This is a genomic window from Amycolatopsis suaedae, from assembly GCF_004214935.1.
Lineage (GTDB): Bacteria > Actinomycetota > Actinomycetes > Mycobacteriales > Pseudonocardiaceae > Amycolatopsis > Amycolatopsis suaedae.
In genome coordinates, this window is record NZ_SFCC01000002.1 from 444,119 (window position 1) to 470,569 (window position 26,451).

Sequence of the window (26,451 nt, forward strand, 5' to 3'; positions counted from 1 at the left end):
CCACCCTCGTGTCACGACGTGTGTCAGCGGCGGTACTCGTCGTACCTGTCGTCGTACGGGTCGTCGTCGTACGACTTACCGTCCTCGTGCTTGTCAGAGGAATTACCCGACAGCTCGCGCTGCAAAGCATCGAAGTCGGTCTCGTGGGAGCTGTACTTGAGCTCCCGCGCCACCTTCGTCTGCTTAGCCTTCGCTCGGCCGCGCCCCATGGCTCGACCCCCTCGCACAGGGGCGGGGCGGCCGGGGGAATCGGCGGCCCCGCTCGTCTCGACAACTGTTTCCTGGCACTACCGTACCGTGTCGATGGGGTCTGATGCGACGCGGCATGGTGTGCGGGATACGACAGTGTTGGTGAAGTCGCCCGGCCGATGGTGAGGTCTCGCGCGTCACGTGCCACGATTCGGGGGTGCTCCGACCGTTCGTGGCCTATCTGAGGGTGTACGAACCCCTGTCCGCGTTCGGTGATCCGCCGGATCCCCAGCTCCAGCGTGCCGTCGAGGCGCGGAAGCTGACCAGGGCCGGCGTGGGCGAGCGTGAGCAGCACATGTGGCTCAGATCACAGCTGGCTGCTCCGGCCCGGCTGCTGCCTGCCGAGCTGGCCGACGGCAGGGCCGCTCCGAGCACGCGGACCGACGTGCTGGTGCTGGACCCATCCGACGTCCCCGGCGAGGTCGGCCCCGGGCCGCTGGTGTGCCCGCTGGAGCTGCGAGCCCGGTCCGCGGCCGCGCTGGTCAACTTCCTGACCGAGGCGCACCCCGCGTTGCGGACGTCCGTGCTGTCCGACGCGGGGGCCTCGGCGGAGGCGGTCCGGGCCCGGACGTCGTCGGCCCTGGGCGGCATGGACGGCCCGGCCGTCCACGTCCTGTCGACGACCTGGACGGTCCCGTTGCCGTGGTTCGCGCTCATCGACCCGGACTCCCGCAGGCTGGAGCTGGGCAGCGGCAGGCACGACCCGCGGCGCGAGCTGTCCTGGCGGGCGTCGATGGCCGACGCACGCAGGCGGGCCACCGAGGCACGGGAGCTCGTCGAGCGGACCATCGGCGAGTCCGGCCCCAGCCGCATCCTCGCCGAGACCAACCGCTGGCTGGACCAGTTCGACCCGAACTCGGCCGTCGAGCTGGACTACGGCGGGCTGGTGCAGCTGATCGCCGACCCGATCCTGGAGTCGGACACGTCGGCGCACGAGGTGCACCGCATCCTCGACGCGCTGCGGGCCGGTGACGGCGAGGAGCTGGCCGAACTGTTCACCGACCTGCGTGAGTACTGGGGTGAGCTGGCCGCGCGCGAGCGGTTCAACTGACGCCCGTGCCCGGCAACGCCCTAATGCACGTGAAGGCCACCTTCATTACGTGAGACGTGGTGAAGGTGGCCTTCACGTGCTTGTGCCTGACGCGGGATGGTCTCGTTCGTGGTGGCAGCTGGGGCGGGTGTGGGGCTCGGTGCTGATGTGACCGGTGAGCAGGGAGTGGCTGGCGTTCCGGGTCGTGAATGCGCCCCTTCCACGGCGGTGCCCGCGTCCGCACCGCCAACGAGACCACCACCCCACCCGGACTTTGCCGGGGCCCTGACGTCTCACGTGGTGAAGGTGGCCTTCACGTGCTTGTGCCTGACGCGGGAGCCTCAGCTCAGCGGGGCGAAGACCGAGGGCAGGACGCGCAGCACGCCCACCGGGCGGCCACCGCCGAAGACGTCGCCGTAGCCGTCACCCATCCCGGTGAGCACGGACGCGGCCGCCGGGTTCGACGGGAACGCGCCCAGCGCCCGCAGGGCGGCCACCAGCAGCGGATTGCGGGCCCGCTGCCCGCCGTCGTCCACCTTCAGCGCCACCGCCGTGCCGTCGGGCAGGGCGATGGCGTGCACGCCCTCGGCGCCGCCCTTGGCCAGCAACCCGGGCACGGACAGCATCAGCATCGTGTCCTCCCGCCCGGACCCGCCGACCAGCCACGGGTGCGCCCGCATGGCGTCGGCCACCCGGCGCTCGTCACCGCCGGGCGCGGTCACCAGCCGGGAGAACGCCCTGGCCAGCCCGGTCAGCGAGAACGCCATCAGCGCCGCACCGCAGCCGTCGACCCCGGTGGCCGCGATCGGCTCACCGGCCAGGTCGCTGATGGTGTCCGCGATGACGCGTTGCAGCTCGTGCTTCTCGTCCTGGTAGCCCTCGACCTGCCAGCCCCTGGTCACGCAGGTGCTGATCATCGCCGCGTGCTTGCCGGAGCAGTTCATCATCGACCGCCGCTTGCCGCCGGCGCGCACGGCGTCGATCCGGCTGGCCTCGTGCAGCGGGTAGTCGGCGGGGCAGGCCAGCGCCGACTCGTCCAGGCCATGCCGGGCCAGCATGTCCAGGCACCGCTGGACCTGCGCCGGCTCGCCGTTGTGCGATCCGCTGGCGAACGCCAGGTCGGCGTCGTCGACCTCCAGCCCGGCCCGCAGCATCCCCAGCGCCTGCAGTGGCTTGTTCGACGAGCGCGGGTAGACCGGCCGGTCCACATCGCCGACCGCCAGCCGCACCGAACCGTCGGGAGCCAGCACCACGAGGGCACCGTGGTGCACGCTCTCCACGAACCCGGACCGGACGACCTCGACCAGGGCTGGGTTCACCGGTTGTCCCCCTCGTTGCGTGAACGTTCGTTGGCGAGCAGCTCGTCGACCGACGCGCTGCCCTCGGCGTAGCGCGAGGCGATCTCGGCGTTGATGGCGTCGACGACGCCCTGCACCTCGCGCCGCCGCGTCGACACCGCGGCCTCGGCCTCGGCGTAGGTCTCCAGCGCCGCGGTCAGCTTGTCGTCGGGCAGGCCCACCACGTCGGTCAGGTCGGCGTCGCCGACCAGCGCCTCGGCCTGCCGCCGGTACTCACCCGCCCGGGACGGCTCGAGCTGCTGGTGCCTGCCGGAACCGGCCGCCGGGCCGATCGCGTTGTCGGCGAGGATCGCTGCCAGCCGGTCGACGACGCTGCTCTGCTCGCCGCCCGCCCGCCGCTCCTGCTCAGCCCGGACGATGTCGATCCGCGCGTGCAGCAGCCTGCGCAGGTAGGACAGGTCGGTCTCCTCCTGCGCGGCCTCGTTCCGCCGCTCACGCAGGGTGTTCAACGCCAGCTCGTCCAGCCCGCGCACGTATCCGGCGTCGAGGACACGGTCGATCCGACGGCGTCCACCTGGTCGGACTTCAATCACTTCGCCACCCGTGTTTCAGCACTGCCCCCGCGCCACCTTAGCCGGACTGGGCATGTGATCAGCCCCGCAGTCGCGCGGCGGCCTCCCTGCCGGGTGCGGCCCGCTCCTCGGGGACCGAGTCCGGGTCGACGACCGCCTGCACCACGCGGTCCTCCACACCGGTCAGCACTTCCGCGCCGCCCTGGACGGTCCGCTTCACCAGCGCGAGCGCGATCGGTCCCAGCTCGTGGTGCTGGACGACGCTGCCGACCCGGCCGACGGTCCGCTCACCAAGCAGCACCGGGTCACCCGTCTCGGGGGTGATCTCCGGGGAACCGTCGAGGTGCAGCAGCACCATCTGCCGAGGTGGACGGCCCACGTTGTGCACCTTCGCCACCGTCTCCTGCCCCCGGTAGCAGCCCTTGGCGACGTGCGCGGCCGAGCCGACCCAGTTCACCTCGTGCGGGATCGCGCGGTCGTCGGTGTCGACACCCAGCCGCGGTCGCAGCGACTCGACGCGCAGCGCGTCGAACGTCCAGGTCCCGGCGGGCCGGGCACCCGCGTCGGTGATGCGCTGCCACCAGCCGGTGAGGTCGGCCCTCGGCACCGCGAGGTCCACACTGGACTTCCCGGGCCACGGCATCCGCCGCGCGAAACCACCCGGCAGTGGGGTGACGGCGTACGGTTCGCGGGCCAGTTCGATGCCGAGCTTGGCCAGCACACCGTCGACCTCGGGGCCGAGCAGGCTCAGCACGGCGATGTCCGCCGTGCGGTCCACGATGTCCACTTTGGACCAGAACTTCATGGCCTCGAGGTAGTCCCGCAGCGTCTGCTTGCCGCCCGACGGCAGCGCGCTGGTGGCGACCGGCTCGGGGTCGGTGTCCAGGTAGACCGTGCCCTCGGTGTGCGCGACGACCATGTGCGTGTCGATGCGGCCGTGCGAGTCGAGCACCAGCGCCTCGGTGCCGGTGCCCTCGGCCAGCTCGGTGACGTGCTGGGAGATGACCAGGTGCAGCCAGGACAGCCGTTCCTCGCCGGAGACGGCCAGCACCTCGCGGTGCGACCGGTCCACCACGACGGCGGACCGCGTCGCGGCCCGCCCCTCGGCGAACGGGTCACCCCAGTGCCAGGCGACGCCCGCGTCCGGATGTCCATCCGGGGTAGCGATCGAACGCGGAAGGTCCAACAGTGGCGACTGGTAGGTCATAACCCAATGGTAGGCGCGTACGGTGAGCGCATGCCCGTGCTCGCGTTGATCACCGAAACCGGGGTGGAGCTCGCCGACCCCGACACGCCCCACGTCAAGGTCACCGACCTCGGCCTCATGCGGGGCGACGGCATCTTCGAGACCGTTCTGGTCGTCGACCGCAAGCCGAGGGAGCTGGGGCCGCACCTGGCCCGGCTGGCCCGCTCGGCCCGGATGATGGACCTCCCCGAGCCCGACCGTGCCACCTGGGAGCAGGCGACGGCCACCGTCGTCGACAACTGGACCGGCTCGCCGGAAATGGCGCTCAAGCTGGTCTACACCCGTGGCCCGGAGGGCGATCCGGACGAGCGCACGACCGGGTTCGCACTGGGTCTGGACATCGCGGCGCCGGTCATCCGCGCCCGCACGGAGGGTGTCTCGGTGATCACCCTGGACCGCGGCATCGACCCCGGCCTTGCCCAGCGCGCTCCGTGGCTGCTGCTCGGCGCGAAGTCGCTGTCCTACGGCATCAACATGGCCGCCCTGCGGGAGGCTGCCCGCCGGGGCGCGTCCGACGTGGTGTTCACCGCCACCGACGGTTCGGTCCTGGAGGGTCCGACGTCCAACGTCGTCGTCGCCAAGGGGCGGACGCTGTACACCACGCCGCCGCACATCGGGATCCTGCCCGGCACCACGCAGGCGGCCGTGTTCCGTGCCGCGGAGAAGGCGGGCTGGACCACCAAGGTGGAACCGCTCACCGTAGCCGACCTGCGCGAGGCCGACGGGCTGTTCCTGTCGTCCTCGGTCCGCAAGCTGACCAAGGTGCACACCCTGGACGGCGAGGCGCTGCCGGACTCGACCGCACTGCACGCCGAGCTGACGGCGGCCTACGAGGCCGAGTACTGACTGATCCGGACCACCCACGGTTCGGTGTTCTCCGCGCGGTAGGCGGCGATCTTGTGGTGACCGTCGACGATGGTCGTCTCCAGGATCACCGCCACCGGCTTGTGCCCGGTGCGGATGGCCGCGCGGTAGTACGCGACCCTGGCCTCGTCGGCGGGCGGCCACGGCTCGGTCGGCACCAGGTCGAGGAACTCGGCGAGCCGCTGTGGCTCGGAGATCGTGTAGTCGCCGTCGGAGAGCAGGTCGAGAACCGGGCGCAGCGTCTCGCGTAGCGGACGGCGTAGCTGGCCCGTCGCCAGCGCGATACGTAGCCCCTGCGACAGCTCGGGGCGGCCGTCGATCGGGTTCGTTCCGAGAGTTCCCGTGCCTCCGGTGACGGTGACCTTCTCCATGCCTAGCCTGACGACCGGAAGCGCAGGGTGGTTCCGGGGCGCGCCTGTGCGAGTGCCGAGAGTGACCCAGGTCGCACCACGGCGACGACCGGGTAGCCGCCGGTGGTCGGATGGTCGGCGAGGAACACCACCGGCAGGCCGTTGGGCGGTACCTGGATCGCGCCGGTCAGGATGCCCTCGCTCGGCAGTTCCGTCCCCGCCCGCTCGGCGACGCGGTCCAGCGGGGTGCCGTCGAGCCGCAGGCCGATCCGGTTGGACTCGGCGGTCACCGTCCACGCCGCGCTCAGCCCGGTGACGTCGAACCAGTCGTCCCGGGGGCCCAGGGTCACCGGCACGGTCAGCTCGTCCGGTGGAGCGGGCGGCGCCAGGGTGTCCGCGCCTGCCGGGATGCCGGTGGCCTGGCCGAGCGGGAGGACGTCGCCGTCGCGCAGCGGAGGCGGGCCGATCTCGGAGAGGACGTCGCGGGAGCGGCTGCCCAGCTCCGGTTCGACAATGATGCCGCCGGACACGGCGAGGTAGCAGCGCAGGCCACGGGACGGCGTTCCGATGGCCAGTTCCTGGCCCGGCCGCAGGTGGATGGGGACGTGTGAGCCGCGGCCGCGGCCGTCGACGGTCACCGCGACCGGCGCGCCGGTGACCGCCGCCGTGCACGAGGTGGCCGCTCGCACGACCAGGCCGCCGAACGTCGCCTCGATACCGGCGGCGTGCTCGGGGTTGCCTGCGAGCCGGTTGGCCAGCCGCAGGGCGGCCTGGTCCAGCGCACCCGACGGTGGAACGCCGAGGTGCGCGTGACCGGGCCGGCCGAGGTCCTGGACGAGTGCGGACGGCCCGGTCGTGACGACCTCCAGCGTCCTCATGACGCTTTCCTGAACCGCACGCGGTCGCCCGGGGTGAGCAAGGCGGGACGGTCGGCCTTCGGGTCGAACAACACGGTGTCGGTGTGCCCGAGCAGTCGCCAGCCACCGGGCGAGGACCGCGGGTAGATTCCCGCGAACTCGCCCGCGACGGCGACCGACCCGGCCGGCACCCGTGTCCTCGGACTGTCCAATCTGGACTGCCGAAGCGGTTCCGGCAGCCCGGTGAGGTAGCCGAAGCCCGGCGCGAAACCGGTGAAGGCCACGGTGTACTCGGCGCCGGTGTGCAGTTCGACGACCTCGTCGACGCCGATGCCGGCCGTGCGGGCGACCAGTTCGAGGTCCTCGCCGTCGTAGTGGACGTCGATCTCGATCTCGCTCGGCTCGCCCGCCGGCGGGTGGTCCAGGTCGGCCGACTCGGCCAGCTCACGCAGCTCGCCGAGTGCCGCCGAGCCGGGCCGGACGGCGAGCAGGACGGTGCGGGCGCCGGGAACCAGCTCCACGACGTCGGGATGGTGTGCGTCGGCCAGAACCGCGCGCAGGGCACCGGCTTCGGCCAGCGAACCGCACTCGACGAGCGCGCCGTGTTCGCCGTAGCGCAGCCAGCGCACGGCTAACCGGCGACGCGTCGCAGGTAAGCGGAGACGTGGGGCTGCATCGGCTGCCCCATCATGGCGCGTTCCTCGACGTAGCCGAGGTCGCCGTTGTTGACCAGGCCGTAGAGCCGCTGCGCGCCGTTGACGTCCTTGGCCGTCGCGGTGCGGATGACGGCGTCGGTGCCCAGCTCCCACGACGTGGCGTTGCGGGGCTTGCCGTAGAACAGCTCCAGGATGCCGCTGGAGTGGGTCAGCAGCAGCTCGATGGTGTCGTCGGCCTGCGGCCGCCACCAGCCGACCTCGCGGGCGGCCGGGCGGATGACGTTGCCGTCGTCGTCGAGCAGCCACGAGCGGGCCTCGTGGTACAGGAACGGGCGGCCATCGTGCGCGATCGTGAGCTGCTGGGCGAACCGGCGCGGCCCGTCGATCGTGGGGTAGCTGATCTCGCCCTCCCCACGCCACACGCCGACCAGCGGCAGCAACGCCAGGCAGGCGTCGTTGAGGTTGGGGCCCTCGCGCAGGTTGGCGGTGTCGTCCGGGATGGGCAGATCGCCGAACGACGGCAGGTTGCGCCCGCGTGTGCTCTCCGCGCGCTCGGCCGCGGCCTCGATCGCCTCGTCCCCGCTCGACGCCATGGTCAGCGCTTGTCCGAGTACAGGCGGTAGACGACGTACCCGGCGAACCACACGGTGGCGACGGCGACCAGCACCATCAGGGTCGTGAAGAAAATATGCACGTCGGCAGGATAGCGCCGGTGCGCTCACCGGGCCGGGCGCAGGGTGGCGGCGGTGAGCGTGGTCACCCGAGCCCCAAAGCACGTGAAGGCCACCTTCATTACGTCTCACGTAATGAAGGTGGCCTTCACGTGCTTCGAGCCGTTGCCGACTCAGGTCGTCAGCCGACGGAGACGGCCAGGCGGTGCAGGCCGGGGCCCTCGGCGGTCACCGAGGCCTCGCCGTTGCCGCTGCGGTGCAGCGCGCGAACGGTCCATTCGCCGGGGGCGGCGTAGAAGCGGAAGTCGCCCTCCGGGGAGGAGACCACCTCGCCGGTGAAGTCGCCGCTGCCGTCCAGCAGCCGGACGAACGCGCCACCGACCGGGCCGGACGCGCCGGTCACCGTCCCGGCGAGCACGACCTGCCCGTTCGTGTCGAAGTCCGCAGGCGTCGCCTCCTGGGCCGGGGCGCCGCAGCCGTCATCAGTCTTGGTCGCCATCACTTCGCTCCCGTCTCGACCGGCACGCCGACCAGCGAGCCGTATTCCGTCCACGAACCGTCGTAGTTCTTCACGTCCGGCAGCCCGAGCAGCTCGTGCAGCGCGAACCAGGCGATCGAGGACCGCTCACCGATCCGGCAGTACGCGATGGTCGGCTTGGACTCGTCCAGCCCGGCCTCGGCGTACAACTCCTTGATCTCCTGCTCGGACTTGAACGTCCCGTCCTCGTTGGCGACCTTGGCCCACGGCACGTTCAGCGCACCGGGAATGTGGCCGGGAACCTGGGCGACCTCCTGCGGCAGGTGGGCGGGTGCCAGCAGCTTGCCCGAGTACTCGTCGGGAGAACGCACGTCGATGTAGTTCTTCTGCCCGATCGACTGAACGACCTCGTCACGGAACGCGCGAATCGACACGTCGGGCTCAGCGGCCTTGTACTCGGTCGGCTCACGCTTGACCTCGTCACTGGACAGCTCGCGGCCGTCCAGCTCCCACTTCTTGCGGCCGCCGTCGAGCAGCTGCACGTTCTGGTGGCCGTACAGCTTGAAGTACCAGTAGGCGTAGGCGGCGAACCAGTTGTTGTTGCCGCCGTAGAGGATCACCCGGTCCTCGTTGGAGATTCCCTTCTCCGACAGCAGCTTCTCGAAGCCTTCCTTGTCGACGAAGTCGCGGCGGACCGGGTCCTGCAGGTCCTTGCGCCAGTCGAGCTTGACCGCGCCCCGGATGTGGCCGCCGTCGTACGCGGTGGTGTCCTCGTCCACCTCGGCGAAGACCACACCTGGCGTGTCGAGGTTCTCTTCTGCCCACTGGACGGTGACCAGTGCGTCTTCACGGCTCATGGAGCGGCACTCACTTTCTCTGGTTACGGGCTTTGCTTACTGGGCTGGGTTGCTCTGGCTGGGGGCGAACCTGCGCAGCAGCAGGTACACCTCGCAGCCGAGGCAGAAGTTGAACGCGGCGTTGAGGAACGCGGCGAACAGGGCGAACGCCGTGGCGACGACACCGAGCACGGTCAGCTCGGTGGCGTAGCCGATCGTGCCGACCAGTGCGAACACGAACCCGACGGCCTGAGCGAAACGCAGCGGCGCGGCGTCCTCGCGCTCGCTCGTCGGCTTCAGGCGCGGCGCCACGAGCAGGCGGTAGAGCACCGAGTACGGCGCGGGCTTGAGACCGACGAACGCCCCGATGGCGAACACCACGGTCTGCGCCGCCAGCAACGGCCAGAAGCCGGTGATCAGGACGACGGCCAGCACGACCGTGGTCAGGATGGCGGCGAACCGGGGTCCGCGGGGGTCGACGGGAGGTCCTGCCGACATGTCACCTCCAAGGGATGGGGTCGGCATCTGCTCGGGTACTGACGGCGCGCGAATACACCAGGAGAAACGGGGATTTGGTGTCCGCTGTTCAGCGAGCGATTGAAGGGCGACACAGCATGCTGCGCACGCGGCACAGGTCAACTGTGCGGCGTTGCGTCAGCAAGGTGACCGGCAGCCTCTCCATGGGCGTCACAGTACCGATCCTCCCTCAGAGTGGGAACCGTGCTCACCCAGTGGGACGCTTCTCAAAATGCGGGCGCAACGCGTCCAGCAGCTCCTCCGCGCGGGGTACGCCGCCGACGCGGAGCAGCTCGGTGCCGTCGGAGGCGAGCGCCAGCGTGGTCGGCGTGCGCAGCACGCCGAGCTGCTGGGCGACCTCCGGCTGGTTGGTGACGTCGAGGTCGACGTGCCGCAGGCCGTCGGTGCGGTCAGCCAGGTGGGACAGCAGCGCGCGGGTGTGCCTGCAGGGGGCGCAGAACGTCGTCGACAGCTGGACCAGCGTCACCGGGGTGTCCGGGTCCAGCTGCCGGGCGATCGGCTCGGGAAGGGTGGCGGACGGCCTGGCAGTGCGGATCCGGCCGTTGCGCCAGCGCAGCGCGGCACCGGCGGCCAGGCCCAGCACGAGCGTGCCGAGCACCACCCACAGTCCGACCATCTGTCCCTACGCTCCTCCGGACGATCCCGCCATGTCGCCGAACTTGACGTTGTCCGCGGTCCCGCCCACGGTCACGGCACCGGTCTTGACCTGCACCGACGTCGGCGTGACCTTGAACGGAAGGTCACCGGTGTCGATGGTGGCCTTGAAGTTCGGCAGCAGCGCGTTGCGTACAGCAGAGGGAACGGAAACGGTGCCCTCGTCATTCCCGAGTTCCATGCGCTCCGGCGCGATCTGGATCGACGTGCCGCTCACCTTGATGATGGCGTAGCAGATCACCTCGGTCTGGCTGCCTGCCACGTCGGCCTTGACGGACATGCGGATGCCGGCCGAGCTGCCGGTCGTCGCGTCGTCGTCGCGGGGCTTGGTGTCGGCTGGCTCGTCGCTGCCCTTGCCGTTCTTGACGTAGTCCTCGCTGGCCGGCTCGATCTTCAGGTCCTTGAACTTGTTCAGCGGCGGGACCTTGGCGATGTCGCTGGCCTTGATGGTGGCCTTGCCCTCCAGCTTGCCGATGGTGACCGACTTGACGTTGCCGCCGATCAGGTCCGAGAGCGGGGCGTTCACCTGGCGCAGCTCGGCGCTCAGCTCGACGTCCTTGAGCGTGCCGACGGCCACGCCTGCCGCCTGCATGCTGATGTGGTCGTACTCGCCGCCGATGGCCTGGGTGAGGAACGGGAAGCCGTGCACGGTGACGGCCGGGTCCTCGGCCAGCTTCAGCTGTTCCCGCGCCTTCTGCGACACCGTGCTCTCGGCGAACGCGGCCGCGCCGAAGTCGATCCCGACCAGCACCCCGATCAGGATCACCAGGGTGATGATCCACTTGCGGGCGCGGCGCCCGCCGCGGCCGGTGTCCTCGTACCCGTAGTGGTACTCGTCCTGGCGAACCGGGCTGTTCACAGTGTGCGTCCGATCTGTCGGTCGGGGTCGGCTGAACGGGGGCTCGGGTGTGACCCCGGTAGCAGAGCTGGGGTGTTTCCGGTGTTCACCCGCTATTCTCACTCAGCACCGACCGAAGTCACTTCGCGGCGACCACAGGACAGGGCGGTGCGGCCGATGAGCCTCGACCTTCTCGTACTCACCCCCGAGCCCAGTGCGGCCACCGTACTGCCCGCGCTCGATCTGCTTCCACACACCGTACGCGTGCGGCCCCCGGAGGTCACCGCGCTGCTCGACGCGGGCCACCGCGACGTCATCCTGCTCGACGCGCGCACCGACCTGGCCTCGGCGAAGAGCCTGTGCCGCCTGCTGAAGGGCGCCGGTGAGGACGACGGTGTGACTCCGGTCATCGCCGTCGTCGGCGAGGGTGGCCTGGTGGCCGTCAGCGCCGAGTGGCGGACCGACGACATCCTGCTGCCCACCGCCGGGCCCGCCGAGGTCGACGCCCGGCTGCGGCTGGCGACGACCCGGGACGGCGCCGCCTCCCAGGTGGACGCCGAGCTGCGGGTCGGCGACCTGGTCATCGACGAGGCGACCTACACCGCCCGGCTGCGCAAGCGCACGCTCGAACTGACGTACAAGGAGTTCGAGCTGCTCAAGTACCTCGCCCAGCACGCCGGCCGGGTGTTCACCAGGGCCCAGCTGCTGCAGGAGGTCTGGGGTTACGACTTCTTCGGCGGCACCCGCACGGTCGACGTGCACGTCCGGCGGCTGCGCGCGAAGCTCGGTCCCGAGCACGAGCAGATGATCGGCACCGTGCGTAACGTCGGCTACAAGTTCGAGCGGCCGGTGAAGAACTCCCCGTCGCAGCCTGTCCTGCGGGACTCGGTGGATCTGCGTCGTTGATGGAGCTGCGCTGGGCCGACGAGGCCGAAGCCGAGCGTGTTGGCGCCCTCCTGGCCGGCGTGCGGGAGGTGGACGGCCGTCCCGAGGAGACCGGGTTCTCCGGTGACCGGCACCTCTACGCCGAAGACGGCGGTGAGCTGGTCGGTTACGCCAACCTGGACACCGCCGGCGACTCGTTCGGCCGCCAGGTCGCCGAGCTGGTGGTCCGGCCCGACCGCCGAGGGCAGGGCATCGGCACCGCGCTGACCGGCGAACTTCTTACCCGAGCGGACCGTTCGGTGCGCCTGTGGGCACACGGTGACCACCCGGCCGCGGCGGCGATCGCCGAACGGGCAGGCCTGAAGCGGGTGCGCGAGCTGCTGGTCATGCTGGCCGACGCCACCACAGCCGACTGGCCCGAACCCGCTCCTGCCGCCGGTATCGCCCTGCGTACGTTCGAGCCGGGCCGGGACGAGCAGGCCGTCGTGGACGTCAACGCGCGGGCGTTCGACTGGCACCCCGAGCAGGGCAGCCTGACCGTCGAGCAGCTGCGTGCGACCGAGACCGAGGACTGGTTCGACGCCAGCGGTTTCTTCCTCGCCGAGGACCGCGGGCGGGTCGTCGGCTTTCACTGGACGAAGGTCCACCCGCCGAACCCGCGCCGGTTCGGCGGCGAGCGGGTCGGCGAGGTGTACGTGGTCGGCGTCGACCCCGATGCGCAGGGTGGCGGGCTCGGCAAGGCACTCACCCTCGCCGGTGTGCGGTACCTGCGTGGCCTGGGGCTGGGCAAGGTGATCCTGTACGTCGAGGGCGACAACGCCCCCGCGGTGGCGGTGTACTCGAAGCTCGGCTTCGGTCGGCACGAGGTGGACGTCCAGTACGGCCGCTGACCCGGCCCCTGCGTGCGCGTGCTGTTAACCAACGGCGAGCGAGCGGTCACGGTAAGAAAATCCCCAGGTCACGGGCAGGACACAGCGGCCTTTCGGACGCGTTGCCCTGCTCACAATGGGTGACTTGTTCACCTTCTGTTCATCCGCAGAGGGTCGGCCGTCCACCGTGGCTGCCTACTGTCCGGTCTCGACAGCGGCGGCCGTACCGGGTCGCCCGGCTGATCCCGAACTCTCTTCTGCGGAGGAAATGCTGTGAAGATCAAGCGGTCGCGTGCCGTCGCCGGTGTCGTGGCGGGCGCCGCACTTGTCCTCAGTGCCTGCGGTACCGACCCCGCGGCACAGAACAACGCCCAGCAGCCCGCTGCCCCGGCGCCTTCCGGCACGACCAACGTGGAGTGCGGCGGCAAGAGCCCGCTGTCCGCCGAAGGGTCCTCGGCGCAGAAGGGCGCCATCGACATCTTCGCCCGTGAGTACGGCAGGAAGTGTTCCGGGCAGCAGATCAACTACAACCCCAGCGGTTCCGGTGCCGGTGTCAAGCAGTTCACCGCCGGCCAGGTGGACTTCGGCGGCTCGGACTCGCCGCTGAAGGACGGCGCGGAGACCGAGGACGCCAAGAAGCGCTGCGCCGGCTCCGAGGCCTGGAACCTGCCGCTGGTGGTCGGCCCGGTCGCCATCGCCTACAACGTGGCCGGCGTCGACAAGCTGGCCCTCAACCCTGAGGTGACCGCCAAGATCTTCAGCGGCGCCATCACCAAGTGGAACGACCCGGCCATCAAGGCCGTCAAGGGCAACGAGGCCGTCAACCTGCCGGACAAGCCGATCCAGGTGGTCTTCCGCTCCGACGAGTCCGGCACCACGGACAACTTCCAGAAGTACCTGACCGCCGCGTCCAAGGGCGCGTGGACCAAGGGTGACGGCAAGCAGTTCAAGGGCGGTGTCGGCGTCGGCGCCGAGAAGTCCAACGGTGTCGTCGAGTCGGCCAAGGCCACCGACGGTTCCATCACCTACGTCGAGTCGGCCTTCGCCAAGGACGGCGTGAAGCCCGCGCTGCTGGACAGCGGTTCCGGCCCGGTCGAGCTGACCGCGCAGAACGTCGCCACGACGCTGGACTCGGCGAAGTTCAAGAAGGAGGGCACCAACGACCTCGCCCTCGACCTGGACGCCATCTACGCCAGCAACACCCCGGGTGCCTACCCGCTGCTGCTGGTGACCTACGAGATCGTCTGCTCGAAGTACTCCGACCCGGCCGTCGCCAAGGCGGTCAAGGCGTTCCTGAGCGTGGCCGCGACCGACGGTCAGGCCCCGCTGTCGGAGAAGGGCTACGTGCCGATCTCGCAGGGCCTGCAGACGAAGGTTCTGGCCGCGGTCAACGCCATCGCCTGACCTTGCGAGCCGGACAACACGAGGGTAGAGACAGGCCTGGCGAAAAACGCCGATGAACGAGCCAACCTCGACGCGGACGCCCACCGGGGACACCGGTGGGCGTCCGCCGTCCGCATTTGACCCGGAGGGTCCGATTTCGGAGCAACCACCGGCACCGGAGACGTCGTCCGGGCCGAACCCCAGCGGCAAGGGAAATCTCGGCACCGGCAAGGCCTCGCGCGCCGGTGACAAGATCTTCCGCAACCTCACCACTGGTGCCGGCATCTTCGTGGTGGCGCTGATCGGCCTGATCGGGCTGTTCCTGCTGATCCAGGCGATCCCGGCGCTGCAGGCGAACAAGGGCAGCTTCTTCGGGACCGAGTGGAACACCACCGACCCGGCGGACCTGCACTTCGGCATCACGGACATGCTGCTGGTCACGGTGACCGTGTCCCTGGTGGCGCTGGTGATCGCGATGCCGATCTCGCTGGGCATCGCGTTGTTCCTCACCCAGTACGCTCCCGCCCGGCTCGCCCGGCCGTTCGCCTACATCATCGACCTGCTGGCCGCGGTGCCGTCGATCATCTTCGGTCTGTGGGGCCTGCTGTTCCTCGCGCCGGAACTGGAGCCGATCGCGCAGTGGATCAATTCCACCTTCGGCTGGATCCCGATCTTCGGTGAGGGCAACATCGCGCCGAACATCCGCGGCACGATCTTCACCGCGGGCGTGGTGCTGGCGGTGATGCTGCTGCCGATCATCACCTCGCTGACCCGCGAGGTCTTCCAGCGCACGCCCACCACGCAGATCGAGGGCGCGCTGGCGCTGGGCGCGACGCGGTGGGAGGTCATCCGGACCACCGTGCTGCCGTTCGGCAAGTCCGGCTACATCGGCGCCTCGATGCTCGGCCTCGGCCGGGCGCTCGGCGAAACCATCGCGCTGACGGTCATCCTCGGCATCCCGACCGTCCCGTTCGACTGGAGCATCTTCGACGGCGGTGCCACGTTCGCGTCGAAGATCGCGCTCGCCGCCGCCGAGTTCAACGACCCGACGTCGGCAGGCGCCTACATCGCGGCCGGCCTGGTGCTGTTCGTGCTGACGTTCCTGGTCAACTTCGTCGCGCGCGCCATCATCGGCGACAAGAAGGGGGACTAGGCGATGACCATGACCGACACCGAACGGCCGGCCATCACACCGGCCTTCCAGCACGTCAGCGCCGTCCGCAAGGCCAAGAACCTGACGGCGACCGTGCTCGTCTGGCTGTCGTTCCTGATCGCCGTGGTGCCCCTGGTGTGGGTGCTGTACACGGTGATCGAGGCGGGCATCACCCGCATCCCGTACACCAACTGGTGGAGCCAGGACTTCGGCGACGTGCTCTCCGACGAGGTCGGCGGCGGCGTACTGCACGGCATCATCGGCACCCTGCTGCAGGGGCTGCTGTGTGCGGTCATCGCCGTGCCGCTGGGCATCCTCGTCGCGATCTACCTGGTGGAGTACGGCCGGGGCACGAAGCTGGCCAGGGTCACCACGTTCATGGTCGACATCCTGTCCGGTGTTCCCTCGATCGTCGCCGCGCTGTTCATCTACGCGCTCTGGATCACGACGTTCGGCTTCCCGCGCAGCGGGTTCGCCGTGTCGCTGGCCCTGGTGCTGCTGATGGTCCCCGTGGTGGTGCGCTCCACCGAGGAGATGCTGCGGATCGTGCCGGACGACCTGCGTGAGGCCTCCTACGCGCTGGGCGTCCCGAAGTGGAAGACGATCATGAAGGTCGTCCTGCCTACGGCGCTGTCCGGCATCGTCAGCGGCGTGATGATGGCGCTGGCCAGGGTGATGGGCGAGACCGCGCCGCTGCTGGTGCTCGTCGGCTACTCCGGCTACGTGAACTGGAACATGTTCAGCGGCGAGATGGCCGCCCTTCCGCTGGTGATGAACAACGAGCGGGTGTCCAACCCGATCGGCGAGGGCACCGTCGGTTTCGACCGCATCTGGGGTGCCGCGCTGACGCTGGTGCTCATCATCGCCCTGATCAACCTCGCGGCCACGGTCATCGCCAAGCTGGTCGCCCCCAAGACGAAGTGAGTGTGTGATGGCGAAGCGAATCGACGTCAAGGACGTTGACATCTACTACGGCAAGTTCCACGCCGTGGACGGCGTGACGCTGTCAGTGCCGCCGCGCAGCGTCACCGCGTTCATCGGCCCGTCCGGCTGTGGCAAGTCGACGGTGCTGCGCACGCTGAACCGGATGCACGAGGTCATCCCGGGTGCGCGCGTCGAGGGTGACGTCCTGCTGGACGGCGAGAACATCTACGCCGCGGGCATCGACCCGGTGCAGGTGCGCCGCACGATCGGCATGGTGTTCCAGCGGCCCAACCCGTTCCCGACGATGTCCATCCGGGACAACGTGGTCGCCGGGCTCAAGCTGGCCGGCATCAAGAACAAGAAGCGGCTGGACGAGATCGCCGAGCGCGCGCTGCGTGGGGCGAACCTGTGGGCCGAGGTGAAGGACCGGCTGAACAAGCCGGGCGGTGGCCTGTCCGGTGGTCAGCAGCAGCGGCTCTGCATCGCGCGGGCGATCGCCGTGCAGCCCGACGTGCTGCTGATGGACGAGCCGTGCTCGGCGCTGGACCCGATCTCCACGCTGGCCATCGAGGACCTGATCGCCGAGCTGAAGAAGGAGTACACGATCGTCATCGTGACTCACAACATGCAGCAGGCGGCGCGGGTCTCGGACCAGACGGCGTTCTTCAACCTGGCGGGCGTCGGCCAGCCCGGCCGGCTGATCGAGCTGAACGACACGGAGAAGATCTTCTCCAACCCGGACCAGAAGGCGACGGAGGACTACATCTCCGGCCGCTTCGGTTAAGCCATGCCGTGAAGGGGGCCCTCACGGCATCAGACGCCGTGAGGGCCCCCTTCACGGCATCCGGGTCTCAGCCAGGCGAGGCGGCCTGGTCTCGAGCGCAGAACGCACGATGGGGACTCCGGTTGTCACATGGTGCCGGTCACCCGGCTGGTTCCACTGGCAGGCGCGCCGGTTCCGGGCCGCTGGTCTCGGCGGGCGTGGGCCGGAGCGTGGAACTCGCGTGTCCGAAGGTGGAGTTCGCGTGCACGAGCGTGGAGTTCAGCATGTGAGACACCCGCCGCACCGCCCGGACCCGCGAGTCCCACCGTTACGCACGCGAGTTCCACGCTCCGGCACGCGAACTCCACCGTCCCGCACGATGCCTCCCGCATCCGGGTCTTAATCGGTGGGACGCCGATAGCGGGATTGGTACGGTCGTACCTGTGGTGTGGGCTTACGTAGAGGGAGTGGGTGACCGGCCGCTGCCGCGGCCGGGCCTGATCGCGCTGGCCGGCCGGGCCATCGGGGCGATCCCGCCGCCGATGCAGGTGCTCGTCGGCATCGTCAGCGTGCAGCTGGGTGCCGCGTTCGCCAAGCAGCTGTTCGCCACCGTCGGCCCCGCGGGCACGGTGACGCTGCGGCTGTTCTTCGCCGCCGTGGTGCTGATGCTGATCTGGCGCCCGGCCATCCGCATGGGCCGTGACGCGATCCCGGTCGTGCTGGGCTACGGCCTGGTGCTCGCGGCCATGAACATCTTCTTCTACCAGGCCATCGCCCGGATCCCGCTCGGCATCGCGGTCACCATCGAGTTCCTCGGCCCGCTCGCGGTCGCGCTCGCCGGGTCCCGGCGCTGGCGCGACGTCCTGTGGGCGCTGCTGGCCGGCGCCGGCGTGGTGCTGCTGGCCGAGGGACGCGGCGACGTCTCCCTGCTCGGCATGGCGTTCGCACTCGCCGCCGGCGCCTGCTGGGCCGCCTACATCCTGCTCGGCGCCGCACTGGGCAGCCGGACCAGCGAGGGCAACGGCCTCGCCCTCGCCATGACGATCGGCGCCATGGCGGCTATGCCGTTCGGCATCGTCGAGACCGGCACCGGGCTGCTGGAGCCGTGGGTGCTGATGATCGGTCTCGCGGTCGCCCTGCTGTCCTCGGTCATCCCGTACTCGCTGGAACTCGAGGCCCTGCGCAAGATCCCGCCGAGGGTGTTCGGCGTGCTGATGAGCCTCGAGCCCGCGGTCGCGGCACTGGCCGGACTGATCGTGCTCGGCGAGCTGCTGGCGCCGCTGCAGTGGCTTGCCGTGTGCTGCGTGGTCGCCGCGTCCGTCGGCGCTACCAGGACGGCGAGACCAGAGGTGTAGAGGCGGCGCGAAGCGTCACCGTTGAGGGCGGTGGCGGGGCTGCGGAGGCGTAAAGGTTCCGAACCGGTCCTCCAGTATCCGCGCGGCCGCCAGGCAGGCGTCCTCGCGGTACCAAGGGCCGATCACCTGCACACCGAGCGGCTGCCCGTCGACGACGGCGGTCGGCACGGCGACGGCCGGCACCCCGAGGCAGGTGGTGGCGGTGCACAGCCGCATTCCGAACATGACGCGCAGGGCGTCCTCCGGCTCGGCGTCGAACGGCCGCTCGGTGGTGACCGGGCCGAGGACCAGCGGGTAACGCTCGCCGAACGCGGCCCAGTCCCGCATGGCGCCGAACCGGGTCGCGGTCGCCGCGAGGTAGCCGGCCAGGTCCGTCGGAGGCTGCTGGGTCATCGACACCTCCATGTTCCGGGCGGACTCCTCGGTGAGCAGGCCCCGGATGTCCGGCCAGCGCTGCCCGAACTCGGCGGTGATCAACGTGCCGTACGACGTCAGCGCATCGGCGAGAGCCGGCGGTTCCGCCTCCTCGACCTGGTAGCCCGCGTCGGCGAGGGCGTCCGCGGCCCTGCCGATCTCGGCACGCACCTGCGGGTGCACGCCGAGTCCGGCCGGGTCGGCGCAGACCGCGACCCGCTTCGGCAGCTCCGGTCCCCGGTGTGGCACCGGCACCGTCCTCGGGTCGGCGGCGTCGGCTCCGGCGAGAACGCCGAACGCGAGTTCCAGGTCCTCGACGGTCCTGGCGATCGGACCGTCGACCGGGAACAGCTGCGATGCCAGGGTCGGGTCGCTGCCGCCGATGCGGTGATCCATCGCGAACCGGCCGTAGCTGGGCTTCAACGCGGCGACGCCGCAGTACATGGCGGGCAGGCGCACCGAACCGCCGGAGTCGTTGCCCAGCCCGATGGCGGCCATCCCGGACGCGACCGCCGCACCGTCGCCACCGCTGGTCCCGCCCGGCGTGCGGATGGCGCCCCACGGATTGCGGGTCTCGCCGAACAGCTGGCTCACCGTGATGTTTCCGCCGATCGTGAGGTCGGGCATGTTGGTGTGCCCGAGCGCGATCGCGCCGGCTGCCCGCAGCCGTCGCACCGGTGGTGCGTCGGCCCCGGCGACGGCGTCCGCGAAGTGCGGCACCCCGTGTGTCGTCGGGTGACCGGCCACGTCGATGTTTTCCTTGACCGTGAACGGGACACCCGCCAGCGGACCGACCGGTTCCCCAGCCCGGATCCGCTCGTCGACGCGGTCCGCCTGTTCCCGTGCCTCGTCGAATCTCACCGTGACCGCGTTGACGGCCGGATTGACGTCGTCGACACGCGCCAGGTGCGCGTCGAGGGCTTCCCGCGCGGACAGTTCGCCGCTACGCACCGCCGCCGCGATCTCGGCGGCACCGAGGCTCCAGATCTCACTCACGGCCGCCAATATACAGACCTGTATCCAAATACAAACCTGTATATTCGGCCCATGGCCAGACTGAGTCGTGCCGAGAGCCGGGCACGCACGCGGGAACGGCTGCTCACCGCCGCCGCCGAGCTGTTCACCGAGCGCGGGGTGAACGGGACGTCGGTCGAGCAGATCGCGGAACGGGCCGGGTTCAGCCGCGGCGCCTTCTACGGCAACTTCGCGGACAAGCAGGAACTCGTGCGAGAGTTGCTGCTCGAACGCACGCGGGCCGAGGAGTCCGAGGTACGGGCGATGGGCGCGTCCTTCGCCGCGGCGTCGGAGGAACTGCGCGCGTGGAACCGCGAGCGAGCCGAGCACCTGCCGCAGTGGCTGGCGCTACGCCTCGAGCTGGTCCTGCACGCCCTGCGGGAACCGGACAGCAGGCCACTGGCCGCCGAACGGGACAGGCGCGCACAGGCCGCGATCGCCGACGGGGTCAGGGCGAACACACCGGGCGCCGACGCGGACTTCCTCGCCCTGCTCATCCACGCGCTGGAGGACGGCCTGCTGATCCAGCACCTGCTCGACCCGGAACGGGTTCCCGCCGACGTCGTGGTCGACGCGGTGTCCTACCTGCTCGGGACGGCCCGAGGTTAGAGGTCCTCGCTGGTGCCGTAGCCCGGCATCTTGCCGGTCACGACGAACACCATCCTGCGGGCCACGGACACCGCGTGGTCGGCGAAGCGCTCGTAGAACCGGCCGAGCAGCGTGACGTCGACCGCCGCGGCCACGCCGTGCGGCCACTCGCGGTTCATCAGCACCGTGAACAGGTGCCGGTGGATGTCGTCGACCTGGTCGTCGTCGGTCTCCAGCTCACGGGCCGCCTCGACGTCCTTGGTCTTGATGATCTGCTCGGTCTTGCGGGCCAGCCGTACCGCGACCGTGCCCATCTCGGCGAAGTAGGCCCGGACGGCCTCCGGCAGGACGGCCTCGGGGTGCCGGCGCCGCGCGGCCTTCGCCACGTGCAGCGCCAGGTCGCCCATCCGCTCCAGGCTCTCCGCGGCGTGGATGGCCGCCAGCACGGTCCGCAGGTCCGTCGCCACGGGCGCCTGCAGGGCGAGCAGCGCGTACGCCTTCTCCTCGCAGTCGGCACGCGCGTCGTCGACCTTCGCGTCGTTGCTGATGACCTGCTCGGCCAGACCGAGGTCGGCTTCCAGCAGCGCCTTGGTCGCCTGCTCCATGGCATCGGCGACCTGGACCGACATGGCGGCAAGCCGGTCGGCCAGCTGTTCGAGTTCGACGTGGTAAGCCTCGCGCATGGCGTCACTCTACGGGGCAACCGATCCAGCCGACGAATCCTCGGGTGAACCCCGCGTGAACCTGGCCTAACGAGTTACTTCCCCGGCTGGGCCTGGGCATTCGGTGTGGGCGGCGGCGCGGGCGCCTTCTCGTCCGGCAGCGGGACGTTCTCGATCAACGCCTCGAACAACGCCTTCGCCGGCTTCTCCAGCATTTCCTCGTTACCCCGCGAGTTGGACTCGCCGACCGTCGGGATGGTCAGGAACTTCACCTTGTTCGGGTCCAGGCCCTGCATGGACTGGGCCAGCGTGAGCAGCTGGTCGACGCCGATGTTGTCGCCGAACGTCGCACCGGCGAACGCGGTGACCAGGCCGGACAGCTTGCCGGTGTCCAGCAGCACCTCGCGGGACATGGTCTTCTTCAGCAGCGCGCCGATCACCTGCTGCTGCCGCTTGATACGCCCGTAGTCCGACGTCGGGTCGCCCTTGACCTTGCGCACGCGTACGTAGTTCAGCGCCTGGTCGCCGCTGACGACGATGTCGCCCGCCGTCGGGATGACGGTACCCAGCTCCTCGTCGATGATCGGCTTGTCCACGTGGATCGGCACGCCGCCGACGACGTCGATCATGCCCTTGAAGCCGTGGAAGTCGATGCCGACGAAGTGGTTGATCTTCATCCCGGTCAGCTGCTGCACGAGCTTGGTCGTGCACGCCGGGCCGCCGATGGCGAACGCCTCGTTCAGCTTCGCCCTCGGCTTCGCCGGAACGGTCTCGCCGGTGTACTGGCCGGTCTTGGAGTCCCAGCGCTGGCACTCGGGCCGGGTGACCTCCAGGTCACGGGGGAAGCCCACGACCACGGCACGCTTCCGGTCGGCGGGCACGTGGGCGATCATCAGCGAGTCCGACCGCGCACCCCCGACGGCCTCCGCCGTGCCGACGCCTTCCTCGGCCTCCGCGCCAGCGCGGGTGTCCGAACCGGCGATCAGGAAGTTCTCGTCACCGTTCTGCCCCGCGGCGTTCTTGATGTCCGCCGAGTTCTCGTCCAGCGCGGCGATCTCGTTGAACTTGCTGTTGAACCAGGTCTTGGTGCCCCACAGGCCCCCGGTGGCGAGGAACACCAGGCAGGCAAGCGCCGCGGCGGTGATCCGGGCGATGCGCGCGGTCCGGTCCTGATGCCGCTGCTTCTTCTCCTGCAGCCGGGTCAGCTCGGGCTTGGCGGGCTCCTCCGGCTCCGGTTCCTCGGACGGAGAGGTCACCACCCGCTGCAGGCGCGTGCGGGTCTGCTCGATGAGCTTCACCGGACCCGCGGTGAGCCGTTCCCTGCGCTGCCGCTTGCGTTCCTCCTCGCGCTCCAGCTCGTCGTGCGCGGCGGAGAACCGGGCAAGGGTGTTGTCGATCTTGCGGCGGACCCGCGTGGCGTCGTCGACCGGCTCCATCTGGTCGGTCATCGTCAGCCGGTCCTCCGCCGACCGCTGCGGCCGGGCCGGACGGCGTTGCGGCGGCCGTTGCGGACCGCCGGGCGCCGCGACGGGTGGCGTCACGGTGGTCCTGCCCTCGACCGGACGGCGAGGCGGGGGCGGCTGCCTGCGTGGCGGGCGCGCGGGTGGCTGGTCGGCGGCGTCGATCGAGCCGACGTGCTGACGCAGCCGCGTCGGCGGGTCGACCGGCGGCGGCTTCGGCTGCGGCCCGGACGGCTGCTGCGGCTTCGGCTTGGCGGCGGCAGGCGGCGGGGTCGCGCGCCGCGGCTGCGGCGGCTTGGGCGGCTGCGCCGGATTCGGCGCGGCACGGCGGGCCGGGGGCTTGCTGGTTCGCGGAGCCGGCGGGGGGTTGACGGCAGCCGGGCGACGCGGGGATTCGGGGGGAGGGCCGGCTGCCTGCCGTCTCGGCTGGCGGGCCGGCGGGACCTGCCGGGTCGGTGGCTCGTCCACCTGGGGCCGGGGATGCGCGCCGGTGTGCTTGGCGACCACGTCGGAAACGCTGATGCCGCCGTAGGTGTCCATCGAGCGGCGACGTTTTCGGGGACCGGTGCCTGAGCCGCGGGGTTCGTCTGGCACTCGGTCTCCTTCCTACATTCGTGGCGCTTCTAACTCGGACGCAGCCGAGCTCCCCGTGGTTGCCCCCCGATGCATGTGTCCTGGCTTTCCATCGTCGGCGCCAGGGCTCCCGTTATCGTACGGATACCCGGCGTGGGTGACGACACCATCCCGTGACATTTTTACGCAGGGTGGGATTTTCCACGTGGCTGCGGGCCGTTCGGGCGACCGTCGTTCACCGACTGTGCAACAAGGTCGCTCAATGACTACCGGTTGTGAAACGCACGGTGTCCCCGTCGGCGTAAGCGACGGTGTTGCGGCCCGCGCCCTTGGCGGCGTAGAGCAGGCCGTCGGCCCGGCTCAGCGGGTCGGTTCCGGGCAGTGCGACGCCCACGCTGACCGTGACCCGCGAGTGCGCGGCGACCCGCCTGCGGGCCAGCTCGGCGGTCCGCACGGCGTCAATGGCACCGGGCAGGACCAGGGCGAACTCCTCGCCGCCGTAACGTGCGCAGAACCCGCCAGCAGGCAGCCCGGCGGCGAGCAGGCCGGCGACGTCGCGCAGCACCCGGTCCCCGGTGAGGTGGCCGAACGTGTCGTTGACGTGCTTGAAGTGGTCGAGGTCGACGAGCGCGACCGCGAAGTCGTCGGCGGCGTCGAGGAGCCAGACGTCCAGGTGGCGGCGGTTGTAGATACCGGTCAGCGGATCGAGTGCCAGAGCCGAGCGCAGGTGCTGGTACGCGCGGCGCCAGTCGCCGCGCGCGGCGAACCGGTTCGCGAGTGACTCGTGCAGCCGGCTCACGTTCTGTGACACTTTTCGCCACCTCCGTCACCGTTTGTCGTCGTCCGGTTTCGGTGGTGGCTTGAGCGTCAAAGCGAAAATCCCTCAAGTGGTCGACGTACGCGGAGCGGCCTCCCGTTCGGCTGCCTCGGCCTCGGCGAGATCGCGGGCGGCCAGCTCCTCGTCGGTGGGACCGCCGTGCAGCAGCCGGGCGACCTCGCCGCGCAGCCGGACGAACTCGGCCGACTCGCGGGTGGTGATCTGGTCCCGCTCGGCGGGCAGGTCCACCGTCAGCTCGGCGACGATGGAGGCCGGGGACTTCGATAGCACCAGCACCCGGTCGCCGAGGTAGACGCTCTCGTCGATGTCGTGCGTCACCAGCAGCACCGTACTGCCGCGTTCCCGCTGGACACGGCGGAGCAGGTCCTCCAGTTCGAACCGGGTCTGCGCGTCGACCGACGCGAACGGTTCGTCCATCAGCAGCAGTGCAGGCCTGCTGGCCAGGGCGCGGGCGATCGAGACGCGTTGCTGCATCCCGCCGGAGAGCTGCCACGGGTACTTCGACCCGACGCCCTCCAGGCCGACCCAGCCCAGCGCCTCGGCCGCCCGCTCCCTGCGTTCGGCCTTGGCGACGCCGCGGCCGCGCAGCGGGAACTCGACGTTGGCGCGGACCGACAGCCACGGAAACAGCGAGCGGCTGTAGTCCTGGAACACCACGGCCAGGTCCTCGGGCACGCCGCTGACCAGGTCGCCGTGCAGCCGCACGGTCCCGGCGGTCGGGCTGAGCAGCCCGGCGACGCAACGCAGCAGCGTCGACTTGCCGCAGCCGGACGGGCCGACGATGCACGCCAGCTCCCTGGCCGGGACGGCGAAGTCGAGTTCGGCCAGTGCGGTGTGGCTGCCGTAGTCGTGCCGCAGGCCTGCCACTTCCAGCATCGTCGGCATGTCAGGCTCCCACTCTTTCGCGTCCAGGTTGCCAGCCGAGCACGCGTTCCTCCACCGCGAGCAGGAGCCGGTTCAGCGCGTAGCCGAGCACGCCGAGCAGGACGATGCCAGCCCACATGCGTGGGAACTCGTAGAGCCGCTGGTCGTTGATGAGCTGGTAGCCGATGCCGTTGGTGGCGCCGATCAGCTCGGAGATGACCATCAGCACCAGCGCGAGCGACAGGCTGACGCGCAGCCCGGCGAAGATCTTCGGCAGCGCGGCAGGCAGCACGACCATGCCGATCCACAGCGCCCTCGGCGTGCGGAACGACCGGGCGGTGTCGGTCTTCACCGGGTCGACCGACCGCACGCCGTCGATGGTGTTGAGCAGGATCGGCCACAGCGCGCTGAACACGATGGCCGCGAGCTGCTCGGTGGCATTGATGCCGAAGATCACCAGGAAGAACGGGATCAGCATGATCGGCGGCACCGACCGCAGGAACGCGAACACCGGGCCGAGGTAGTCGGCGCCGTAGCGGGAGCGGCCCACCGCCGTGCCGACGGCGACGCCGATCAACGCGGCCAGCAGCCAGCCGGCCAGCAGCCTGCCGAGGCTGGGCAGCACGTCGTCGAAGACCATGTCGGACAGGCCGAGCTGGTGTGCCGGTCCACCCAGCCACATGTCCCCCGCGGCACCGAGGATCGCCGTCGGCGGCGGGAAGTAGACCGAGCCGGCGAGCCGGGTGGCCACCTCCCACACCACGACGGCGACGGCGAACACGGCCCAGGACTTGGCCAGTCCGCGGAGCTTCGTCATGTCGCCTCCGCCCAGCCGAACGCCCTGCGGCGCAGGCGCTGCATGCCCTCGTCGATGAGGTAGCCGATCAGCCCGGCCAGCATGGTCGCGGCGAGCACGAGGTCCTGCCTGCCGCCGGTGCTCGCGGCTTCGAGGGTGAACGTGCCCAGCCCGATGGTGCCGCCAGCCAGGTACTCGACGCTGATCACCACGATCAGCGTCACCGCACTGGACATCCGCACGCCGGTGAGGATGAACGGCGCCGCGTGCGGCAGCGCGACCGCGTACATCGTCCGGACCCGGCCCAGGCCCATGGCGCGGGCGGTGTCGATCAGCAGCGGGTCGATCTCGTCGAGCGCGTAGACGGTGTTGAACATGATCGGCCACAGCGCGGCGTACACCGCGAGCGAGATCTTCGCCTCCGGGCCCGCGCCGACCAGGACGATCACCAGCGGGATCAGCGCGACCGACGGGATCGGCCGCAGGAATTCGATGATCGTCCTGGTGGCGATCCGCACCGACGGGATGCTGCCCAGCAGCAGCCCGGCCGGTACCGCGATCGCGGTCGCGATGACCATGCCGATGGCCCACGCCAGCATGGTCGCCACGACCGCCCGCACGAAACCGTCGTCGCCGAACAGTTCCACCAGCCGGGGCAGAACCGTCGACGGCGGCGGCAGGTAGTACTCGGGGAACAGCCCGACCAGCGAGCCCAGTTCCCACAGGCCCAGCACCCCGAGGATGCCGAGCAGCCCCCGAACGGCGATCTTCAAC

Annotated in this window: 30 protein-coding genes; 10 read left to right on the forward strand and 20 right to left on the reverse strand. The window is 70.3% G+C overall.

Annotated elements, in window-relative coordinates:
* Nucleotides 1-23: 23 nt before the first annotated feature.
* Nucleotides 24-209 carry a DUF3073 domain-containing protein gene (locus EWH70_RS05345; protein ID WP_130474091.1) on the reverse strand — a complete coding sequence of 62 codons (186 nt, stop codon included), beginning with the start codon at nucleotides 207-209 and terminating at the stop codon, nucleotides 24-26.
* Nucleotides 210-406: 197 nt separating this feature from the next.
* Here EWH70_RS05345 and EWH70_RS05350 point away from each other — a divergent pair, with 197 nt between their 5' ends.
* On the forward strand, nucleotides 407-1,300 hold the full coding sequence (locus tag EWH70_RS05350; RefSeq protein ID WP_130474092.1) for a DUF8083 family protein: 894 nt from the start codon (nucleotides 407-409) through the stop codon (nucleotides 1,298-1,300).
* A 320-nt stretch (nucleotides 1,301-1,620) separates the two neighbouring features.
* On the opposite strand, the gene EWH70_RS05355 is transcribed toward EWH70_RS05350, so the two are convergent.
* From EWH70_RS05355 to ygfZ, 3 genes are read right to left on the reverse strand one after another with little or no spacing between them, the layout of a single operon-like run.
* Nucleotides 1,621-2,598, reverse strand: coding sequence for an asparaginase (locus EWH70_RS05355; protein WP_130474093.1), 978 nt, complete (start codon nucleotides 2,596-2,598; stop codon nucleotides 1,621-1,623).
* Nucleotides 2,595-3,170 (reverse strand): RsiG family protein, encoded by a 576-nt coding sequence (locus tag EWH70_RS05360; RefSeq protein ID WP_130474094.1) that lies wholly within the window; start codon nucleotides 3,168-3,170, stop codon nucleotides 2,595-2,597. Before EWH70_RS05360 ends, EWH70_RS05355 begins: the two co-directional genes overlap by 4 nt.
* A gap of 58 nt (nucleotides 3,171-3,228) precedes the next feature.
* Nucleotides 3,229-4,356 (reverse strand): CAF17-like 4Fe-4S cluster assembly/insertion protein YgfZ, encoded by a 1,128-nt coding sequence (gene ygfZ, locus EWH70_RS05365; RefSeq protein ID WP_130474095.1) that lies wholly within the window; start codon nucleotides 4,354-4,356, stop codon nucleotides 3,229-3,231.
* Between the two features lie 30 nt (nucleotides 4,357-4,386).
* On the opposite strand from ygfZ, the gene EWH70_RS05370 reads away from it, so the two are divergent.
* The gene (locus EWH70_RS05370; RefSeq protein WP_130474096.1) at nucleotides 4,387-5,241 is read left to right on the forward strand and encodes an aminodeoxychorismate lyase; all 855 of its coding nucleotides are present in this window, start codon (nucleotides 4,387-4,389) and stop codon (nucleotides 5,239-5,241) included.
* Here EWH70_RS05370 and EWH70_RS05375 read toward each other — a convergent pair.
* From EWH70_RS05375 to EWH70_RS05415, 9 genes are all read right to left on the reverse strand, one after another.
* On the reverse strand, nucleotides 5,223-5,630 hold the full coding sequence (locus EWH70_RS05375; protein WP_130474097.1) for a hypothetical protein: 408 nt from the start codon (nucleotides 5,628-5,630) through the stop codon (nucleotides 5,223-5,225). The two genes, EWH70_RS05370 and EWH70_RS05375, sit on opposite strands and share 19 nt — an antisense overlap.
* A gap of 2 nt (nucleotides 5,631-5,632) precedes the next feature.
* Nucleotides 5,633-6,487 (reverse strand): 5-oxoprolinase subunit C family protein, encoded by an 855-nt coding sequence (locus tag EWH70_RS05380; RefSeq protein ID WP_130474098.1) that lies wholly within the window; start codon nucleotides 6,485-6,487, stop codon nucleotides 5,633-5,635.
* Nucleotides 6,484-7,095, reverse strand: coding sequence for a 5-oxoprolinase subunit B family protein (locus EWH70_RS05385; protein WP_130474099.1), 612 nt, complete (start codon nucleotides 7,093-7,095; stop codon nucleotides 6,484-6,486). The genes EWH70_RS05380 and EWH70_RS05385 overlap by 4 nt, the downstream gene beginning before the upstream one ends.
* A 2-nt stretch (nucleotides 7,096-7,097) precedes the next feature.
* A complete protein-coding gene (locus tag EWH70_RS05390; RefSeq protein ID WP_130474100.1) occupies nucleotides 7,098-7,715 on the reverse strand; it encodes a heme-binding beta-barrel domain-containing protein in 618 nt (205 codons plus the stop codon).
* A gap of 259 nt (nucleotides 7,716-7,974) precedes the next feature.
* Nucleotides 7,975-8,292, reverse strand: a complete 318-nt coding sequence (locus EWH70_RS05395; protein WP_165436152.1) for a DUF1416 domain-containing protein — start codon at nucleotides 8,290-8,292, stop codon at nucleotides 7,975-7,977.
* The gene (locus tag EWH70_RS05400; protein WP_130474102.1) at nucleotides 8,292-9,128 is read right to left on the reverse strand and encodes a sulfurtransferase; all 837 of its coding nucleotides are present in this window, start codon (nucleotides 9,126-9,128) and stop codon (nucleotides 8,292-8,294) included. Before EWH70_RS05400 ends, EWH70_RS05395 begins: the two co-directional genes overlap by 1 nt.
* A gap of 36 nt (nucleotides 9,129-9,164) precedes the next feature.
* Entirely contained in the window at nucleotides 9,165-9,605 is a 441-nt protein-coding gene (locus EWH70_RS05405) for a DUF4395 domain-containing protein (protein ID WP_130474103.1), read from the reverse strand.
* A 226-nt stretch (nucleotides 9,606-9,831) separates the two neighbouring features.
* A complete protein-coding gene (locus tag EWH70_RS05410; RefSeq protein ID WP_130474104.1) occupies nucleotides 9,832-10,260 on the reverse strand; it encodes a TlpA family protein disulfide reductase in 429 nt (142 codons plus the stop codon).
* 6 nt (nucleotides 10,261-10,266) lie between these two features.
* Entirely contained in the window at nucleotides 10,267-11,157 is an 891-nt protein-coding gene (locus EWH70_RS05415; RefSeq protein ID WP_165436153.1) for an LmeA family phospholipid-binding protein, read from the reverse strand.
* Between the two features lie 156 nt (nucleotides 11,158-11,313).
* Between EWH70_RS05415 and EWH70_RS05420 the strand changes: the two genes are divergently transcribed.
* The 7 genes from EWH70_RS05420 to EWH70_RS05450 all read left to right on the forward strand — a co-directional run bounded on the left by EWH70_RS05420 (nucleotide 11,314) and on the right by EWH70_RS05450 (nucleotide 18,468).
* Nucleotides 11,314-12,042 (forward strand): winged helix-turn-helix transcriptional regulator, encoded by a 729-nt coding sequence (locus EWH70_RS05420; RefSeq protein WP_165436154.1) that lies wholly within the window; start codon nucleotides 11,314-11,316, stop codon nucleotides 12,040-12,042.
* Nucleotides 12,042-12,911, forward strand: coding sequence for a mycothiol synthase (gene mshD, locus EWH70_RS05425; protein ID WP_130474106.1), 870 nt, complete (start codon nucleotides 12,042-12,044; stop codon nucleotides 12,909-12,911). The genes EWH70_RS05420 and mshD overlap by 1 nt, the downstream gene beginning before the upstream one ends.
* Before the next feature lie 252 nt (nucleotides 12,912-13,163).
* A complete protein-coding gene (pstS, locus tag EWH70_RS05430) occupies nucleotides 13,164-14,294 on the forward strand; it encodes a phosphate ABC transporter substrate-binding protein PstS (protein WP_130474107.1) in 1,131 nt (376 codons plus the stop codon).
* A gap of 52 nt (nucleotides 14,295-14,346) precedes the next feature.
* Nucleotides 14,347-15,426, forward strand: coding sequence for a phosphate ABC transporter permease subunit PstC (pstC, locus tag EWH70_RS05435; protein ID WP_130474108.1), 1,080 nt, complete (start codon nucleotides 14,347-14,349; stop codon nucleotides 15,424-15,426).
* Nucleotides 15,427-15,429: 3 nt separating this feature from the next.
* Nucleotides 15,430-16,350 (forward strand): phosphate ABC transporter permease PstA, encoded by a 921-nt coding sequence (gene pstA / locus EWH70_RS05440; RefSeq protein WP_130474109.1) that lies wholly within the window; start codon nucleotides 15,430-15,432, stop codon nucleotides 16,348-16,350.
* Nucleotides 16,351-16,357: 7 nt separating this feature from the next.
* The gene (gene pstB / locus EWH70_RS05445; RefSeq protein WP_130474110.1) at nucleotides 16,358-17,134 is read left to right on the forward strand and encodes a phosphate ABC transporter ATP-binding protein PstB; all 777 of its coding nucleotides are present in this window, start codon (nucleotides 16,358-16,360) and stop codon (nucleotides 17,132-17,134) included.
* A 446-nt stretch (nucleotides 17,135-17,580) separates the two neighbouring features.
* Nucleotides 17,581-18,468, forward strand: coding sequence for an EamA family transporter (locus EWH70_RS05450; protein WP_240686808.1), 888 nt, complete (start codon nucleotides 17,581-17,583; stop codon nucleotides 18,466-18,468).
* A gap of 15 nt (nucleotides 18,469-18,483) precedes the next feature.
* Here EWH70_RS05450 and EWH70_RS05455 read toward each other — a convergent pair whose 3' ends face one another.
* Complete coding sequence (locus EWH70_RS05455) at nucleotides 18,484-19,878, reverse strand: amidase (RefSeq protein ID WP_130474112.1); 1,395 nt, start codon at nucleotides 19,876-19,878, stop codon at nucleotides 18,484-18,486.
* A 51-nt stretch (nucleotides 19,879-19,929) separates the two neighbouring features.
* Between EWH70_RS05455 and EWH70_RS05460 the strand changes: the two genes are divergently transcribed.
* On the forward strand, nucleotides 19,930-20,505 hold the full coding sequence (locus EWH70_RS05460; protein WP_130474113.1) for a TetR/AcrR family transcriptional regulator: 576 nt from the start codon (nucleotides 19,930-19,932) through the stop codon (nucleotides 20,503-20,505).
* On the opposite strand, the gene phoU is transcribed toward EWH70_RS05460, so the two are convergent.
* The 6 genes from phoU to EWH70_RS05490 all read right to left on the reverse strand — a co-directional run bounded on the left by phoU (nucleotide 20,502) and on the right by EWH70_RS05490 (nucleotide 26,450).
* Nucleotides 20,502-21,167: a phosphate signaling complex protein PhoU gene (gene phoU / locus EWH70_RS05465; RefSeq protein ID WP_130474114.1), complete on the reverse strand. Its 666-nt coding sequence runs from the start codon at nucleotides 21,165-21,167 to the stop codon at nucleotides 20,502-20,504. The genes EWH70_RS05460 and phoU overlap by 4 nt on opposite strands.
* Nucleotides 21,168-21,241: 74 nt before the next feature.
* The gene (locus tag EWH70_RS05470) at nucleotides 21,242-23,200 is read right to left on the reverse strand and encodes an LCP family protein (protein WP_338078561.1); all 1,959 of its coding nucleotides are present in this window, start codon (nucleotides 23,198-23,200) and stop codon (nucleotides 21,242-21,244) included.
* 238 nt (nucleotides 23,201-23,438) lie between these two features.
* Nucleotides 23,439-23,990 (reverse strand): GGDEF domain-containing protein, encoded by a 552-nt coding sequence (locus tag EWH70_RS05475; protein WP_130474115.1) that lies wholly within the window; start codon nucleotides 23,988-23,990, stop codon nucleotides 23,439-23,441.
* Between the two features lie 72 nt (nucleotides 23,991-24,062).
* A complete protein-coding gene (locus EWH70_RS05480) occupies nucleotides 24,063-24,902 on the reverse strand; it encodes an ABC transporter ATP-binding protein (protein WP_130474116.1) in 840 nt (279 codons plus the stop codon).
* A gap of 1 nt (nucleotide 24,903) precedes the next feature.
* Nucleotides 24,904-25,698, reverse strand: coding sequence for an ABC transporter permease (locus tag EWH70_RS05485; RefSeq protein ID WP_130474117.1), 795 nt, complete (start codon nucleotides 25,696-25,698; stop codon nucleotides 24,904-24,906).
* Nucleotides 25,695-26,450: an ABC transporter permease gene (locus EWH70_RS05490; RefSeq protein WP_130474118.1), complete on the reverse strand. Its 756-nt coding sequence runs from the start codon at nucleotides 26,448-26,450 to the stop codon at nucleotides 25,695-25,697. Before EWH70_RS05490 ends, EWH70_RS05485 begins: the two co-directional genes overlap by 4 nt.
* Between the last annotated feature and the right edge of the window lies 1 nt (nucleotide 26,451).

Excerpts from the sequence above, each read along its gene's own strand:
- pstC (WP_130474108.1), top strand. The coding sequence starts at position 14,347 with ATGAACGAGCCAACCTCGACGCGGACGCCCACCGGGGACACCGGTGGG.
- EWH70_RS05460 (WP_130474113.1), top strand. The coding sequence starts at position 19,930 with ATGGCCAGACTGAGTCGTGCCGAGAGCCGGGCACGCACGCGGGAACGG.
- EWH70_RS05375 (WP_130474097.1), bottom strand. The coding sequence starts at position 5,630 with ATGGAGAAGGTCACCGTCACCGGAGGCACGGGAACTCTCGGAACGAAC.
- phoU (WP_130474114.1), bottom strand. The coding sequence starts at position 21,167 with ATGCGCGAGGCTTACCACGTCGAACTCGAACAGCTGGCCGACCGGCTT.
- EWH70_RS05410 (WP_130474104.1), bottom strand. The coding sequence starts at position 10,260 with ATGGTCGGACTGTGGGTGGTGCTCGGCACGCTCGTGCTGGGCCTGGCC.
- EWH70_RS05395 (WP_165436152.1), bottom strand. The coding sequence starts at position 8,292 with ATGGCGACCAAGACTGATGACGGCTGCGGCGCCCCGGCCCAGGAGGCG.
- pstA (WP_130474109.1), top strand. The coding sequence starts at position 15,430 with ATGACCATGACCGACACCGAACGGCCGGCCATCACACCGGCCTTCCAG.
- EWH70_RS05380 (WP_130474098.1), bottom strand. The coding sequence starts at position 6,487 with ATGAGGACGCTGGAGGTCGTCACGACCGGGCCGTCCGCACTCGTCCAG.
- EWH70_RS05405 (WP_130474103.1), bottom strand. The coding sequence starts at position 9,605 with ATGTCGGCAGGACCTCCCGTCGACCCCCGCGGACCCCGGTTCGCCGCC.
- EWH70_RS05485 (WP_130474117.1), bottom strand. The coding sequence starts at position 25,698 with ATGACGAAGCTCCGCGGACTGGCCAAGTCCTGGGCCGTGTTCGCCGTC.
- EWH70_RS05390 (WP_130474100.1), bottom strand. The coding sequence starts at position 7,715 with ATGGCGTCGAGCGGGGACGAGGCGATCGAGGCCGCGGCCGAGCGCGCG.
- mshD (WP_130474106.1), top strand. The coding sequence starts at position 12,042 with ATGGAGCTGCGCTGGGCCGACGAGGCCGAAGCCGAGCGTGTTGGCGCC.
- EWH70_RS05400 (WP_130474102.1), bottom strand. The coding sequence starts at position 9,128 with ATGAGCCGTGAAGACGCACTGGTCACCGTCCAGTGGGCAGAAGAGAAC.
- EWH70_RS05480 (WP_130474116.1), bottom strand. The coding sequence starts at position 24,902 with ATGCCGACGATGCTGGAAGTGGCAGGCCTGCGGCACGACTACGGCAGC.
- EWH70_RS05370 (WP_130474096.1), top strand. The coding sequence starts at position 4,387 with ATGCCCGTGCTCGCGTTGATCACCGAAACCGGGGTGGAGCTCGCCGAC.
- pstB (WP_130474110.1), top strand. The coding sequence starts at position 16,358 with ATGGCGAAGCGAATCGACGTCAAGGACGTTGACATCTACTACGGCAAG.
- ygfZ (WP_130474095.1), bottom strand. The coding sequence starts at position 4,356 with ATGACCTACCAGTCGCCACTGTTGGACCTTCCGCGTTCGATCGCTACC.
- EWH70_RS05420 (WP_165436154.1), top strand. The coding sequence starts at position 11,314 with ATGAGCCTCGACCTTCTCGTACTCACCCCCGAGCCCAGTGCGGCCACC.
- EWH70_RS05345 (WP_130474091.1), bottom strand. The coding sequence starts at position 209 with ATGGGGCGCGGCCGAGCGAAGGCTAAGCAGACGAAGGTGGCGCGGGAG.